The organism is Enterobacter sp. FB (genome assembly GCF_000805795.1).
GTDB lineage: Bacteria > Pseudomonadota > Gammaproteobacteria > Enterobacterales > Enterobacteriaceae > Enterobacter > Enterobacter roggenkampii.
Window position 1 is genome coordinate 70,929 of record NZ_JSZC01000017.1, and the last position, 15,142, is coordinate 86,070.

The following is a 15,142-nucleotide window of genomic DNA, read 5'->3' on the forward strand; positions in this document are numbered from 1 at the left end:
ACTACCGCGCGATTGTTTAGAAACTGCCCAAGTGAAACCAAATGGGAAATCTCCGGTGAAGTTCGTAAAGTATTTATTCATCCTTGCAGTCTGTTGCATTCTGCTGGGAGCAGGCTCGATTTACGGTTTGTACAAATATATTGAGCCACAGCTACCTGATGTCGCCACGCTTCGCGATGTGCGTCTCCAGATCCCGATGCAGGTCTATAGCGCCGATGGCGAGCTCATGGCGCAGTATGGCGAGAAGCGTCGTATCCCGCTGACCTTAAACCAAATTCCACCCGTGATGGTGAAAGCCTTTATCGCCACGGAGGACAGCCGTTTTTACGAGCACCACGGTGTCGATCCGGTGGGGATTTTCCGTGCCGCGAGCATTGCGTTGTTCTCTGGTCACGCCTCTCAGGGGGCGAGTACCATTACGCAGCAGCTGGCGCGTAACTTCTTCCTCAGCCCTGAAAAGACGCTGACCCGTAAGATCAAAGAGGTGTTCCTGGCGATCCGTATTGAACAGCTGCTGAGCAAAGACGAGATCCTTGAGCTGTACCTCAATAAAATCTACCTGGGCTACCGTGCCTATGGCGTGGGGGCGGCCGCGCAGGTGTACTTCGGTAAGCCTGTGGAGCAACTCACCTTAAGCGAAATGGCCACCATCGCCGGTCTGCCAAAAGCGCCGTCCACATTTAACCCGCTCTACTCGCTCGATCGCGCCACCGCACGTCGTAACGTCGTCCTGTCACGTATGCTGAGCGAAGGCTATATCAGCCAGAGCGAGTACGACCAGGCGCGCAACGACGTCATTGACGCTAACTACCACGCCCCGGAGATCGCCTTCTCTGCGCCTTACCTGACCGAAATGGTTCGCCAGGAGATGGTGAACCGTTATGGCGACAAGGCCTATGAAGATGGCTATCGCGTGTACACCACCGTCACCCGTAAAGTGCAGCAGGCGGCGCAGGACGCGGTACGCAACAACGTGATGGACTACGATATGCGTCACGGCTATCGCGGCCCGTCAAACGTGCTCTGGAAGGTGGGCGAAAGCGCGTGGGACAGCAAAAAAATCATCAGTACGCTGAGAGCACTGCCTACCTACGGTCCGCTCCTTCCTGCCGTGGTGACGCAGGCCGATCCTCAGGAAGCCGTTGCGACGCTGGCGGACGGTACGTCCGTCTCCCTGCGCATGGACGGTATCCGTTGGGCGCGTCCGTACCGCTCGGATACCCTGCAGGGCGCCACGCCGCGTAAAGTGACCGATGCGGTACAGACCGGGCAGCAAATCTGGGTGCGCAAGGTTGGCGAATCCTGGTGGCTGGCGCAGGTACCGGACGTCAACTCGGCCCTGGTTTCTATCAATCCGCAGAACGGTGCTGTATTGGCTCTGGTCGGCGGGTTCGATTTCAACCAGAGCAAATTTAACCGCGCCACCCAGGCGCTGCGTCAGGTCGGTTCCAATATCAAACCATTCCTCTACACGGCCGCGATGGATAAGGGCCTGACCCTCGCCAGCATCCTCAACGACGTGCCAATCTCCCGCTGGGATGCGGGGGCGGGTTCCGACTGGCAGCCGAAAAACTCCCCTGCGGAATATGCCGGCCCGATTCGTCTTCGTCAGGGTCTGGGACAGTCGAAAAACGTGGTGATGGTGCGTGCCATGCGCGCCATGGGCGTCGACTATGCCGCAGAGTATCTGCAGCGCTTCGGTTTCCCGGCGCAGAACATCGTTCGCACCGAGTCGCTGGCGTTAGGCTCAGCCTCCTTTACGCCGCTTCAGGTCGCGCGTGGATACTCGGTGATGGCCAACGGCGGCTTCCTGATTGACCCGTACTTCATCAGCAAGATCGAGAACGATCAGGGCGGCGTGCTGTTCGAGGCGAAGCCGAAAATTGCCTGCCCTGACTGCGATATTCCGGTCATTTATGGCAATACGCCGAAATCTGAAGTACTTGAAAACAAGGACATGGAAGACCCTGCCGTGTCGCAGGAGCAGCAGAGCGGCGTGGTGCCGCAGCCGCAGCTCGAGCAGGCGAACCAGGCGCTGGTGGCGCAGACCGGCGCGCAGGAATACGCCCCGCATGTGATCAACACGCCGCTGTCTTTCCTGATCAAAAGCGCGCTGAACACCAACATCTTCGGTGAGCCAGGCTGGCAGGGTACCGGCTGGCGCGCAGGACGCGATCTGCAGCGCCATGATATCGGCGGTAAAACGGGGACAACCAACAGCTCGAAAGACGCGTGGTTCTCCGGTTACGGTCCGGGCGTGGTGACCTCGGTCTGGATCGGCTTCGACGATCACCGCCGCGATTTAGGGCGTACCACGGCCTCCGGCGCGATTAAAGATCAGATTTCCGGCTATGAAGGCGGCGCGAAAAGCGCGCAGCCAGCCTGGGACGCCTACATGAAGGCCGTTCTTGAAGGCGTGCCGGAGCAGCCGCTGACGCCACCGCCTGGCGTGGTGACGGTCAATATCGACCGCAGCACGGGCCAGCTCGCCAACGGCGGTAATAGTCGCGAGGAGTATTTCATCGAGGGCACACAGCCAACCACACAGGCGGTGCATGAGGTGGGTACAGAGATTATCGATAACGGCGAAACGCACGAGCTGTTCTAAATGTAAAAATGCCCGGTAAAAACCGGGCAACAAGCGTAGGCCGGGTCAGGCGAAGCCGCCACCCGGCTTTTTTTATGGCCTACAGCCGCCCCTGCCCCTTCAGCCACTCCCGTACCAGGAACAGCGCGCTCACGTTGCGAGCCTCATTAAAGTCAGGGTCTTCCAGGAGGTCCATCAGATGCGCCAGCGGCCAGCGAACCTGCGGCAGCGGCTCCGGCTCATCCCCTTCCAGCGATTCAGGATAGAGATCTTCAGCCACCACGATATTCATTTTGCTGGAAAAATAGGACGGCGCCATGCTCAGTTTTTTCAGGAATGAAAGCTCATTCGCCCCGAACCCCACCTCTTCTTTCAGCTCGCGGTTTGCCGCTTCAAAGACGGTTTCGCCCGGGTCGATCAGCCCTTTCGAGAACCCAAGCTCGTAAGATTCCGTTCCCACAGCGTATTCGCGGATCAAAATCAGATGATCGTCGACAATCGGCACAATCATCACCGCTTCGCGCGACGAGGGGCGCATACGTTCATAAACGCGACGCACACCGTTGCTGAACTCCAGATCCACACTTTCGACATTAAACAGGCGCGATTTGGCGACTGTTTCAACATTCAGAATGGTGGGTTTTTGTAGTGGTTTGCTCATCGTGATGGGTCTTAGCAGTGAGAACTGGCGTTATTGTGCGATACGCCGCACGGTTTCGGCAATGTCAATCGTTCTTTATTTACATTTATGCAACGTAGCAGGGATCAATCCTCAATTCAAAACAAATGTCAAGAGGTTGAAATGTTTCCAGGAATTTGCTGATATCGCGCCATAACAGGCTTTGCTATCATCACCGGTCACTGGGATGCGCTTCAGAATGCTCAAGTTCGACTCCATACTTGCCGATAGCCAGCCACAGACTCTCATTCAATGTAAAGGTGCTACTGACTACACCTGTAAGAAGATAAGTAAGATGGGGAAAGCATGAGCACCATTTTGATTGTTCTCGCTGCTATGCTGGCCGGCGCATTGGTTGCAGGGTGGTTGTACAGGCGCCGCATACAGCGCCGTTATCGCCTGCCTTTTTTAACTGCATTTGCGGGCGCGACCACGCGTAAACTCACGCAAGACGAGCGCGATGCGGTTGAAAACTATCTCGAAATCCTGAACCGTACTCAGCTCACGCCTGGGCCAACGGGTGCCACCGCTGCGCCCGTGGCGTTAAAGCTTAATGCGCAGAGTGATACCGTGCTCTGCGTGACGCGCTCCATCACGCGCTATGGCATCACGACTGATGACCCCAACAAGTGGCGCTATTACCTGGATTCCGTCGAAGTGCATCTCCCTCCGTCCTGGGAGCAATACATTAATGACGAAAACAGCGTTGAGCTGATTCACACCGATTCATTGCCTCTGGTTATCTCGCTTAACGGCCACACGCTGAATGAATATCTTCAGGAAGCCCCGCGTTTTGCGCTGGAGCGCGCCAGTTCGACGCAGGCTTCTATTCGTGGTGAAGAGACAGAGCAGATTGAACTGCTGAACATTCGTCAGGAGACGCATGAAGAGTACGCCCTGAGCCGCCCGGACGGCATTCGTGAAGCCCTGCTGATCGTCGCCGCCTTCCTGCTCTTTTTTTTCTGCCTGCTGACGCCGGATGTGTTTGTCCCCTGGCTGGCGGGCGGTGCGGTGCTGCTGCTGGCGGGCGGGCTTTGGGGGCTCTTTGCTCCACCGGCCAAAACCTCTTTGCGCGAGATCCACTGCCTGCGCGGGACGCCAAAGCGCTGGGGTCTGTTCGGTGAAAACGATCAGGAACACCTCAACAATATCTCGCTCGGGATTATTGACCTGATTTACCCGCGCCACTGGCAACCGTGGATCGCGCAGGATTTAGGCCAGAAAACCGATATTGATATCTACCTTGACCGCCACGTCGTGCGTCAGGGACGCTTCTTATCCCTGCATGATGAAGTGAAAAATTTCCCGCTTCAGCACTGGCTTCGCAGCACGGTCATTGCCGGGGGCGCGGCGCTGGTCTTAGTCATGCTGCTGCTTTTCGTGCCGCTGGATATGCCCATCAAATTCACCCTGTCGTGGATCAAAGGGGCGCAAACCATTGAAGCGACCAGCGTCAACAAACTGGATGAAGCCGGTGTACGCGTGGGAGACACGCTGCGCCTGAAGGGAACCGGGATGTGTAATATTCACACGCCGGGGGCATGGAACACGCGTCAGAACTCGCCGTTTATGCCTTTCGATTGCTCGCAAATTATCTGGAACGACGCACCGCCGCTGCCGCTGCCGGAATCCGAAGTGGTGAATAAAGCCACGGCGCTTACCCAGACGGTTAACCGCCAGCTGCACCCGAAACCGGACGATGATTCACGCGTTAGTCCCGCACTGCGTTCGGCCATTCAAAAATCAGGCATGGTTCTGCTGGATGATTTTGGTGACATCGTTCTGAAAACGCAGGATCTCTGTTCTTCGCAGGATGAGTGCATACGTCTTAAAAATGCCCTGGTCAACCTGGGGAACAGTAAAGACTGGGACTCGCTGGTAAAGCGCGCCGAAGCGGGACGACTGGATGGTGTCAACGTGCTGCTGCGTCCGGTGAGTGCTGAATCGCTGGATAACCTGGTCGCCACCTCCACATCACCGTTTATGATGCGCGAAACCACCCGGGCGGCTCAGGCGCTGAACAGCCCGGCACCGGGCGGCTTTGTGATTGCAAGCGATGAAGGCAGCGACCTGGTCGATCAGCCTTACCCGCAGGTGGCGCTTTATGACTACCCGGCGCAGGAGCAGTGGAGCCAGTTCCAGCGCCTGGCGCAGATGCTGATGCAAACGCCGTTCAGCGCAGAAGGGATTGTCACGAGTGTTTATACCGACGCCAACGGCACGCGCCATATCGGCCTGCACCGGATGCCGGATAGCGCAGGTTTATGGCGCTACATCGGCACCTCTCTGCTGATGACCGCGATGCTGATCGCCATTTTCTGGAACGGCTTTATGGCCCTGCGACGCTACCAGCGCTCGCGCACCCGGCTTGCAGAGATCCAGCAATATTATGAAAATTGCCTCAATCCTAAGCTGATCCCCTCCTCTGAGAGCCTGATCTGATAACGTCGTTGCGCGACAAGATGTGCTACCCTGTCGCGCACGTTTCTTCTGGCTGGAGTTCCCCCCCTATGCATCTTGATATCGACTGGCAGCAGGTCGACACCGTTCTGCTGGATATGGACGGCACGCTGCTCGATCTCGCCTTTGACAACTATTTCTGGCAAACGCTGGTGCCGGAAACCTATGGCGAGCAGCAGGGAATCTCCCCGGCAGAAGCGCAGGCATTCATTCGTTCGCAATATAGCGCCGTGCAACATACGCTAAACTGGTACTGTCTGGACTACTGGAGCGAGCGCCTCGGTCTGGATATTTGTGCCATGACCACCGCCCAGGGTCCACGCGCCGTGCTGCGCGAGGATACGGTTCCGTTCCTGGATGCGCTGAAAGCAAGCGGCAAACGCCGTATTTTGCTGACCAATGCGCATCCCCATAACCTGGCCGTGAAGCTGGAGCATACGGGTCTGGCATCACACCTTGATTTATTACTTTCCACCCACACATTTGGTTATCCGAAAGAGGATCAGCGGTTGTGGCATGCGGTGAAGGAAGAGACGGGCTTGCAGCCGGAACGTACGCTGTTCATTGACGACAGCGAGCCCATTCTGGATTCCGCGGCAAGGTTTGGCATTCGCTATTGTCTGGGCGTCACCAATCCTGACTCTGGCCTGGCTGAAAAAAGCTATCTGCGCCACCCGGGACTGAACGACTACCGCCAGATGATCCCCTCACTGACCGTGAAGGAGAGGCCATGAAAGATAAACCCTCTGACGGGGTAAGACTGGATAAATGGCTGTGGGCGGCGCGTTTTTATAAAACGCGCGCCCTTGCCCGCGAGATGATTGACGGCGGAAAGGTGCATTACAACGGCCAGCGCAGCAAACCAAGCAAGCTGGTTGAGCTGAATGCCACCTTAACGCTGCGTCAGGGCAACGATGAACGTACGGTAGTGATTAAAGCCATTACCGAACAACGACGGCCCGCCCCGGAAGCCGTCCTGCTTTATGAAGAGACGGCGGAAAGCATTGAAAAGCGCGAGAAGACCGCGCTGGCGCGCAAAATGAATGCGCTGACCATGCCCCACCCGGACCGGCGACCGGACAAAAAAGAGCGCCGCGATCTGATGAAATTTAAACACGGTGAGAGCGAGTAACCCTCACCCGCACGAGAGATGAAAATGGCCCAACACGACCAATTACACCGCTATCTGTTTGAACAATTCGCCGTGCGCGGCGAACTGGTCACCGTATCCGAAACCTGGAAACAGATTCTGGAAAACCACAACTACCCGCTGCCGGTGAAGACCCTGTTGGGCGAACTGCTGGTTGCCACCAGCCTGCTGACCGCAACGCTGAAGTTTGCCGGGGATATCACCGTGCAGCTGCAGGGTGACGGCCCAATGTCGCTGGCGGTGATCAACGGCAATAACCAGCAGCAGATGCGCGGCGTGGCGCGCGTTCAGGGCGACGTGCCTGAAAATGCTGACCTCAAAACGCTGGTAGGTAATGGCTACCTGGTGATCACCATCTCCCCGGAGGAAGGTGAACGCTATCAGGGCGTGGTCGGTCTGGAAGGCGATACCCTGGCAGCCTGCCTGGAAGATTACTTCATGCGTTCTGAACAGCTGCCGACGCGTCTCTTCATCCGCACCGGTGAAGTGGATGGTCAGCCTGCTGCTGGCGGCATGCTGCTGCAGGTTCTGCCTGCGCAGGACGCGCAGACCAATGATTTTGAGCACCTGGCGACGCTGACCGAAACCATCAAGGCGGAAGAGCTGTTCAACCTGTCGGCGACCGACGTGCTGTGGCGTCTGTACCACGAAGAAGAAGTGACCGTCTACGACCCGCAGTCCGTGGAGTTTAAGTGCACCTGCTCCCGCGAGCGCTGCGCTGGCGCACTGAAAACCCTGCCGGATGAAGAGATCGACAGCATCATGGCGGAAGACGGCGAAATTGATATGCACTGTGACTACTGCGGTACGCACTATGTGTTCAATTCGATGGATATCGCTGAGATCCGCAACAACGCCTCCCCGGCGGATCCGCAGGTTCACTAAACTTCTTTCCCCTCACCCTCTTCCGTTTGGGAAGAGGGCTGGGTTGAGGGATAAAACACCCCCCAAGCTGAATCGTTTTCCCAATGTAACTCTTACGTAATTTTCTTACGTGTATGCGATTACATTCACATTCTTTCCGATAAAATCACCAGCCTTTAACCTTTTCGGAACATTTTCCCCAACAAAAAAGCGATTCCTGCGATAATCCGCCTGCGCTGTGACTGGAGTCGCAGCGTTTTCCGTTAGTAAGGGTTTTGTCCAGATGCGTGAATCTATGAGCCCCGTCGCGGTAAACAACCTCAGAAAAACCCTACAATTTCAGGCAGTACATATTGGCTAAGGAGCAGTGATATGCGTGTTACTGGTTTAACCCCGCAAGATCTCAAGGCTTATGGTATTCACGACGTCCAGGAAGTCGTCTACAACCCCGACTACGATACGCTGTATCAGGAAGAGCTCAATCCAGCACTGGAAGGATACGAGCGCGGTGTGTTGACGAACCTTGGTGCTATCGCCGTCGATACCGGTATTTTTACCGGTCGTTCGCCGAAAGATAAGTATATCGTCCGAGACGAAACCACCCGCGATACGCTGTGGTGGGCTGACAAGGGCAAAGGGAAGAACGACAACAAACCGCTCTCTCCGGAAACCTGGCAGCACCTGAAAGGGCTCGTCACCCATCAACTTTCCGGCAAGCGTTTGTTTATTGTCGACGCTTTCTGCGGCGCTAATGCCGACACCCGTCTCTCCGTACGTTTTATCACCGAAGTGGCCTGGCAGGCGCATTTCGTGAAAAACATGTTTATTCGTCCAACCGACGAAGAGCTGCAGGACTTCACCCCTGATTTCATCGTGATGAACGGCGCGAAATGTACCAACCCACAGTGGAAAGAGCAGGGTCTGAACTCCGAAAACTTTGTTGCCTTCAACCTGACCGAGCGTATCCAGCTGATCGGCGGTACCTGGTACGGCGGCGAAATGAAGAAAGGGATGTTCTCGGTCATGAACTACCTGCTGCCGCTGCGGGGCATCGCCTCCATGCACTGCTCGGCTAACGTCGGTGAAAAAGGCGACGTGGCGGTCTTCTTCGGCCTGTCCGGCACCGGGAAAACCACCCTGTCTACCGATCCAAAACGTCGCCTGATTGGCGATGACGAACACGGCTGGGATGACGACGGCGTATTCAACTTTGAAGGCGGCTGCTACGCGAAGACCATTCGCCTGTCTGAAGAGGCCGAGCCGGATATCTTCCACGCGATCCGTCGCGATGCGCTGCTGGAAAACGTCACCGTGCGTGCCGACGGCTCCATCGACTTCGACGATGCGTCGAAAACGGAAAACACCCGCGTCTCTTACCCCATCTACCACATCGACAACATCGTGAAGCCGGTGTCAAAAGCGGGTCATGCCACGAAGGTCATTTTCCTGACGGCGGATGCGTTTGGCGTGCTGCCGCCGGTGTCTCGCCTGACGGCCAGCCAGACGCAGTACCACTTCCTCTCCGGCTTTACCGCCAAGCTGGCGGGTACCGAGCGCGGCGTGACGGAGCCAACCCCAACCTTCTCCGCCTGTTTCGGCGCAGCCTTCCTGTCGCTGCACCCGACGCAGTACGCTGAAGTGCTGGTGAAACGCATGCAGGCATCCGGCGCGCAGGCATACCTGGTGAACACCGGCTGGAACGGTACCGGCAAACGTATCTCCATCAAAGATACCCGCGCCATTATCGACGCCATTCTGGATGGTTCTCTGGACGACGCCGAAACCTTCACGCTGCCAATGTTTGACCTGGCGATCCCAACGTCGCTGCCGGGTGTGGATACGCATATCCTCGACCCGCGCAATACGTACGGTTCGCCTGAACAGTGGCGCGAGAAAGCGGAATCGCTGGCGAAGCTGTTTATCGAGAACTTCGAGAAGTATACCGATACCCCGGCGGGTGCTGCGCTGGTGAGCGCGGGTCCAAAACTGTAGTCCATGTCGGGTGGCGGCTTCGCCTTACCCGACCTGCAAAAAAGGGTGGCTCGTGCCACCCTTTTTTCAACTCTCTTTCACCTGCCCCCGCGTGACCGGAACCGGCAACCAGGCGCGAATGCTCAACCCGCCCCGCTCGCTGGTACCAATCTCCAGCAACCCGTTATGGTTATCCACAATACGCTGCACAATCGCCAGGCCTAAGCCCGTACCGCTGGTGCTGCGTGCGCTGTCGCCGCGCACAAACGGCTGGAACAGATGCTTACGCTGCTCGGGCTTGATGCCCGGACCGTCGTCTTCCACCTGGAACCAGGCGCGGTTGAGCTCAGAGCCGCTGCTGACCTTAATCCAGCCGTTGCCGTAGCGCGCCGCGTTGACCACCATGTTCGCCACCGCGCGCTTAATGGAGAGCGGGTGCATACGAACCTGAATTTCACCGGCCTGAAGGTCAGTATCAATTTCACGCTCGTAGCCGCTTTCTGCCGCAACCACTTCACCCAGCACCGCGTTCAGGTCCGCCATTTCCATCGGCATCTCCTGGCCGGTGCGCAGGTAGTCGATGAACTGCTCGATGATGGCATTGCACTCTTCGATGTCCTTGTTGATGGACTCGGCAAGGTAACCATCCTCTTCCCCCATCATCTCCGTCGCCAGACGAATACGCGTCAGGGGGGTGCGCAGGTCATGGCTCACGCCCGCCATCAGCAGCGTACGGTCATCCGCCAGCTGCTTCACGCCTGCCGCCATATGGTTAAACGCACGCGTCACCGAGCGGACTTCCGAGGCACCATACTCGCGCAGCGGAGGAGGAATAATGCCTTTACCGACCTGCAGCGCAGCGTGCTCCAGGTCGACCAGCGGTCGGTTTTGTATTCGGATAAACAGCCAGGCTCCGCCTATCGCCAGCAGCATAATCGCCAGGGTATAGCGGAACAGCGGCGAGAAATCGCCCTGATGGATTTCGGTCAGCGGGACGCGCACCCAGATGTTGGGTGACAGCCAGGTTTTCAGCCAGACAACGGGCGAGCTTTTGTTGACCTCGACGCGCACTTCCGTCGGGCCACCCAGCTGCTGCGCCATCTGCTGGCTGAGAAATTCGTAGTGCTGCGCCCAGCGCAGACCCGCGTCTTCCGCCGCTTCATTCGAGTAGAGCGAGATGCCCAGTTCACGGTAGATTTCACGACGAAACGCCGGGGGAACAACCAGCTGCGTGCCGTCCTCCAGCTGCAGCTTATCGGTCATCAGCATACGCACTTCGTAGGCCAGGACTTTATTAAACTGCTGGAGGCTCGGCAGGATCGCAAAGTTCAGCACCACCAGGTAGGTCGTCACCAGGCTGACGAACAGCAGGGTGACGATCAGTAACAGGGTGCGGGCAAACGAGCTTCGCGGCGAGAAGCGCATTCGCCTCATGCTTTAGAGCCGTCCGGGACGAACACGTAGCCCAGACCCCATACGGTCTGAATATAACGAGGATGCGCCGGATCTTCTTCCACCATGCGGCGCAGACGGGAGATCTGCACGTCGATAGAGCGTTCCATTGCGGAGTATTCGCGACCACGCGCCAGGTTCATCAGCTTGTCGCGGGAGAGCGGCTCACGCGGGTGGCTAACCAGCGCTTTCAGCACCGCGAACTCGCCGCTGGTGAGCGGCATTGGCTCGTCTTCACGGAACATTTCGCGCGTGCCGAGGTTCAGCTTGAACTTGCCGAAGGCAATAACGGCTTCTTCCTGCGACGGTGCGCCCGGCAGCTCGTTCGCCTGACGGCGCAGCACGGCGCGAATGCGCGCCAGCAGTTCACGCGGGTTAAACGGTTTTGGAATGTAGTCGTCGGCGCCGATTTCGAGGCCCACGATACGGTCAACTTCTTCGCCCTTCGCCGTTACCATAATGATCGGCATCGGGTTGCTCTGGCTGCGCAGACGGCGGCAGATAGAGAGCCCGTCTTCGCCTGGCAGCATCAGGTCGAGAACCATCAGATGGAAAGATTCACGGGTCAACAGACGATCCATTTGCTCAGCGTTCGCGACGCTGCGAACCTGGAAGCCCTGCTCGGTCAGATAACGCTCCAGCAGCGCACGCAGGCGCATGTCGTCATCCACGACCAGAATTTTATAGTTTTCTTGCATTGTGTGTACTCCCAAAGGTTCGGATAGTCTTTGTAACAGCGTATTCTAAAAAAGTGCACGTATTCGACCAGTTAATTCTGGTATAAATTCTAGTCGAAATTGTTACAAAGCATATTTAACAGCAGCTTATCTTTTCATTTCACCACATAAATTATTATTAATCCTGTCTGTTACACTGTGTGGTACGTATTGTGCGCAAAACAGAGAACCGGCAGCAAAGGCAGCACCATGAAAACGCCCCTGATCACCCGCGAAGGGTACGAGAAGCTCAAAAAAGAGATGGATTTCCTCTGGCGCGAAGAGCGTCCTGAGGTGACCAAAAAGGTGACCTGGGCCGCGAGCCTGGGCGATCGCAGCGAAAACGCTGACTACCAGTATAACAAGAAGCGGCTGCGCGAAATTGACCGCCGTGTACGCTATCTGACGAAGTGCCTTGAGAACCTGAAAATCGTCGATTACTCCCCGCAGCAGGAGGGCAAGGTCTTCTTCGGCGCGTGGGTGGAGATTGAAAACGACGACGGTGACACCCTGCGTTTTCGCATCGTCGGCTACGATGAAATTTTTGGTCGTAAGGATTACATCTCCATCGACTCCCCGATGGCCCGCGCGCTGCTGAAAAAGGAAGTGGGCGATCTGGCCGTCGTGCAAACCCCAGCCGGTGAAGCCAGCTGGTACGTTAATGAGATCGTCTACGTAAAATAGTCCGAGAGCGCCCTCCCCGGCTGGCATTTTGCCGTGTCAGCCCGTATAACTATCCCCTGATTTTTTCGACTCAACAGATGATAAAGCCATGATGAAAGATTCGCTCTGCCGCATTATTGCGGGTGAACTTCAGGCCAGAGCCGAACAGGTAGAAGCTGCCGTTCGCCTGCTTGATGAAGGGAACACCGTGCCGTTTATTGCACGCTATCGTAAGGAAGTCACCGGCGGTCTGGATGACACGCAGCTGCGTAACCTGGAGACCCGTCTGGGCTATCTGCGCGAGCTGGAAGAACGTCGTCAGGCGATCCTCAAATCCATCGGCGAACAGGGCAAGCTGACCAGCGAGCTGGAAAGCGCCATTAACGGCACCCTGAGCAAAACCGAACTCGAAGACCTCTATCTGCCGTACAAGCCGAAGCGCCGCACGCGCGGACAGATTGCAATTGAAGCGGGTCTTGAGCCGCTGGCCGACCTGTTGTGGAACGAGCCGTCCCACGATCCGGATACCGAAGCGGCGAAATTCATCGACGCCGACAAAGGCGTAGCGGACACCAAGGCCGCCCTCGACGGCGCACGCTACATTCTGATGGAGCGCTTCGCTGAAGATGCCGCCCTCCTCGCTAAAGTGCGTGATTACCTGTGGAAGAACGCCCACATCGTCTCTACCGTCGTCGCGGGTAAAGAGGAAGAAGGCGCGAAATTCCGCGACTACTTCGATCACCACGAACCGATTTCCACCACCCCTTCCCACCGCGCGCTGGCAATGTTCCGCGGCCGCAACGAAGGCGTGCTGCAGCTCTCCCTGAACGCCGACCCGCAGTTTGACGAGCCGCCGAAAGAGAGCCACTGCGAGCAGATCATCATCGACCATCTTGGCCTGCGCCTGAACAACGCCCCGGCTGACAGCTGGCGCAAAGGCGTGGTGAGCTGGACCTGGCGCATCAAGGTGCTGATGCACCTCGAAACCGAGCTGATGGGCACCGTGCGCGAACGCGCCGAAGATGAAGCGATTAACGTGTTCGCCCGCAACCTGCACGACCTGCTGATGGCCGCCCCTGCTGGCCTGCGCGCGACCATGGGTCTCGATCCGGGTCTGCGTACCGGTGTAAAAGTCGCTGTCGTTGACGGCACCGGCAAGCTGGTCGCCACCGACACCATCTATCCGCACACCGGCCAGGCAGCGAAAGCGGCCGTCGTGGTGGCGGCGCTGTGCGAAAAATACAACGTCGAACTTGTCGCCATTGGCAACGGTACGGCGTCCCGCGAAACCGAACGTTTCTACCTCGACGTGCAGAAGCAGTTCCCGAAAGTGACGGCGCAGAAAGTGATCGTCAGCGAGGCCGGGGCATCCGTCTACTCCGCGTCCGAGCTGGCGGCCCAGGAGTTTCCGGATCTGGACGTTTCCCTGCGCGGTGCAGTCTCGATCGCTCGCCGCCTGCAGGATCCGCTGGCGGAACTGGTGAAGATCGACCCGAAATCGATCGGCGTGGGCCAGTATCAGCATGACGTGAGCCAGACTCAGCTGGCGCGCAAGCTGGACGCGGTGGTGGAAGACTGTGTAAACGCCGTTGGCGTTGACCTGAACACCGCCTCCGTCCCTCTGCTGACCCGCGTAGCGGGCTTAACCCGCATGATGGCGCAAAACATCGTCGCCTGGCGCGATGAGAACGGCCAGTTCCAGAACCGTCAGCAGCTGCTGAAGGTAAGCCGTCTGGGGCCAAAAGCGTTTGAGCAGTGCGCGGGCTTCCTGCGCATCAACCACGGCGATAACCCACTCGATGCCTCCACCGTTCACCCGGAAGCGTACCCGGTGGTGGAACGCATCCTGGCCGCCACCCAGCAGGCGCTGAAGGATCTCATGGGCGACAGCAGCGCCCTGCGCAACCTGAAAGCCGTTGATTTCACTGACGACAAATTTGGTGTGCCAACCGTTACCGACATTATTAAAGAGCTGGAAAAACCGGGCCGCGATCCGCGTCCTGAGTTCAAAACGGCGACCTTTGCTGACGGTATCGAGACCATGAACGACCTGCTGCCAGGGATGGTGCTGGAAGGTGCGGTGACCAACGTCACCAACTTTGGCGCGTTTGTGGATATCGGCGTGCATCAGGATGGCCTGGTCCATATCTCATCCCTTGCCGACAAGTTCGTTGAAGACCCGCACACCGTGGTCAAAGCGGGCGACATCGTGAAGGTCAAAGTGCTGGAAGTGGATCTGCAGCGCAAGCGTATCGCCCTGACCATGCGTCTGGACGAGCAGCCGGGTGACACCAGCGCGCGCCGCGGCGGCAACGGCGGGGGCCGCGAGCAGCAGCGTCCGGCCGCGAAAGCGGCAAAACCGCGTGGACGTGACGCCCAGCCTGCAGGCAACAGCGCGATGATGGATGCGCTGGCGGCCGCGATGGGTAAAAAACGCTAAGGTTGTACATGCCCGGTGGCGCTACGCTTACCGGGCCTACGGTTTTGTAGGCCGGGCAAACGCAGTGCCGCCCGGCAAGCAGGCCACAGGGAATTAAAATAAATAGCGTGTAGCCATATTTAAACCACGAATTATCACCCCGTTAACAAATACCTCTCTT

The 15,142-nt window shown here is 57.5% G+C and carries 11 protein-coding genes; 8 read left to right on the top strand and 3 right to left on the bottom strand.

Translation table 11 applies throughout. From position 1 onward, the window contains the following. The first annotated feature begins 55 nt into the window (after positions 1 to 55). The gene (mrcA, locus tag PI91_RS22610; protein WP_023294724.1) at positions 56 to 2,608 is read left to right on the top strand and encodes a peptidoglycan glycosyltransferase/peptidoglycan DD-transpeptidase MrcA; all 2,553 of its coding nucleotides are present in this window, start codon (positions 56 to 58) and stop codon (positions 2,606 to 2,608) included. A gap of 79 nt (positions 2,609 to 2,687) precedes the next feature. Here the strand turns inward: mrcA and nudE are convergent, their stop codons facing one another. Continuing rightward, complete coding sequence (gene nudE, locus PI91_RS22615) at positions 2,688 to 3,248, bottom strand: ADP compounds hydrolase NudE (protein WP_008503041.1); 561 nt, start codon at positions 3,246 to 3,248, stop codon at positions 2,688 to 2,690. 324 nt (positions 3,249 to 3,572) lie between these two features. Here nudE and PI91_RS22625 point away from each other — a divergent pair, with 324 nt between their 5' ends. The 5 genes from PI91_RS22625 to pckA all read left to right on the top strand — a co-directional run bounded on the left by PI91_RS22625 (position 3,573) and on the right by pckA (position 9,732). Beyond that, entirely contained in the window at positions 3,573 to 5,708 is a 2,136-nt protein-coding gene (locus tag PI91_RS22625; protein WP_008503042.1) for an intracellular growth attenuator family protein, read from the top strand. Positions 5,709 to 5,776: 68 nt separating this feature from the next. Continuing rightward, complete coding sequence (gene yrfG, locus PI91_RS22630; RefSeq protein WP_008503043.1) at positions 5,777 to 6,460, top strand: GMP/IMP nucleotidase; 684 nt, start codon at positions 5,777 to 5,779, stop codon at positions 6,458 to 6,460. Then, complete coding sequence (gene hslR, locus PI91_RS22635; RefSeq protein ID WP_025910302.1) at positions 6,457 to 6,858, top strand: ribosome-associated heat shock protein Hsp15; 402 nt, start codon at positions 6,457 to 6,459, stop codon at positions 6,856 to 6,858. Before yrfG ends, hslR begins: the two co-directional genes overlap by 4 nt. Before the next feature lie 18 nt (positions 6,859 to 6,876). Continuing rightward, positions 6,877 to 7,761, top strand: a complete 885-nt coding sequence (gene hslO, locus PI91_RS22640) for an Hsp33 family molecular chaperone HslO (protein ID WP_161958630.1) — start codon at positions 6,877 to 6,879, stop codon at positions 7,759 to 7,761. A 351-nt stretch (positions 7,762 to 8,112) separates the two neighbouring features. Continuing rightward, positions 8,113 to 9,732, top strand: coding sequence for a phosphoenolpyruvate carboxykinase (ATP) (pckA, locus tag PI91_RS22645; protein WP_021242192.1), 1,620 nt, complete (start codon positions 8,113 to 8,115; stop codon positions 9,730 to 9,732). Positions 9,733 to 9,798: 66 nt separating this feature from the next. On the opposite strand, the gene envZ is transcribed toward pckA, so the two are convergent. Then, entirely contained in the window at positions 9,799 to 11,145 is a 1,347-nt protein-coding gene (gene envZ / locus PI91_RS22650; protein ID WP_008503047.1) for a two-component system sensor histidine kinase EnvZ, read from the bottom strand. After that, positions 11,142 to 11,861, bottom strand: a complete 720-nt coding sequence (ompR, locus tag PI91_RS22655) for a two-component system response regulator OmpR (RefSeq protein WP_001157751.1) — start codon at positions 11,859 to 11,861, stop codon at positions 11,142 to 11,144. The genes envZ and ompR overlap by 4 nt, the downstream gene beginning before the upstream one ends. A 228-nt stretch (positions 11,862 to 12,089) precedes the next feature. On the opposite strand from ompR, the gene greB reads away from it, so the two are divergent. Beyond that, positions 12,090 to 12,563: a transcription elongation factor GreB gene (greB, locus tag PI91_RS22660; RefSeq protein WP_008503048.1), complete on the top strand. Its 474-nt coding sequence runs from the start codon at positions 12,090 to 12,092 to the stop codon at positions 12,561 to 12,563. A gap of 88 nt (positions 12,564 to 12,651) precedes the next feature. Continuing rightward, complete coding sequence (locus PI91_RS22665; protein WP_021242190.1) at positions 12,652 to 14,982, top strand: Tex family protein; 2,331 nt, start codon at positions 12,652 to 12,654, stop codon at positions 14,980 to 14,982. The last annotated feature ends 160 nt before the right edge of the window (positions 14,983 to 15,142 follow it).

Coding starts and splice junctions, on each gene's coding strand:
- PI91_RS22625 (WP_008503042.1), top strand. CDS start 3,573: ATGAGCACCATTTTGATTGTTCTCGCTGCTATGCTGGCCGGCGCATTG.
- envZ (WP_008503047.1), bottom strand. CDS start 11,145: ATGAGGCGAATGCGCTTCTCGCCGCGAAGCTCGTTTGCCCGCACCCTG.
- greB (WP_008503048.1), top strand. CDS start 12,090: ATGAAAACGCCCCTGATCACCCGCGAAGGGTACGAGAAGCTCAAAAAA.
- nudE (WP_008503041.1), bottom strand. CDS start 3,248: ATGAGCAAACCACTACAAAAACCCACCATTCTGAATGTTGAAACAGTC.
- hslO (WP_161958630.1), top strand. CDS start 6,877: ATGAAAATGGCCCAACACGACCAATTACACCGCTATCTGTTTGAACAA.
- PI91_RS22665 (WP_021242190.1), top strand. CDS start 12,652: ATGATGAAAGATTCGCTCTGCCGCATTATTGCGGGTGAACTTCAGGCC.
- hslR (WP_025910302.1), top strand. CDS start 6,457: ATGAAAGATAAACCCTCTGACGGGGTAAGACTGGATAAATGGCTGTGG.
- pckA (WP_021242192.1), top strand. CDS start 8,113: ATGCGTGTTACTGGTTTAACCCCGCAAGATCTCAAGGCTTATGGTATT.
- ompR (WP_001157751.1), bottom strand. CDS start 11,861: ATGCAAGAAAACTATAAAATTCTGGTCGTGGATGACGACATGCGCCTG.
- yrfG (WP_008503043.1), top strand. CDS start 5,777: ATGCATCTTGATATCGACTGGCAGCAGGTCGACACCGTTCTGCTGGAT.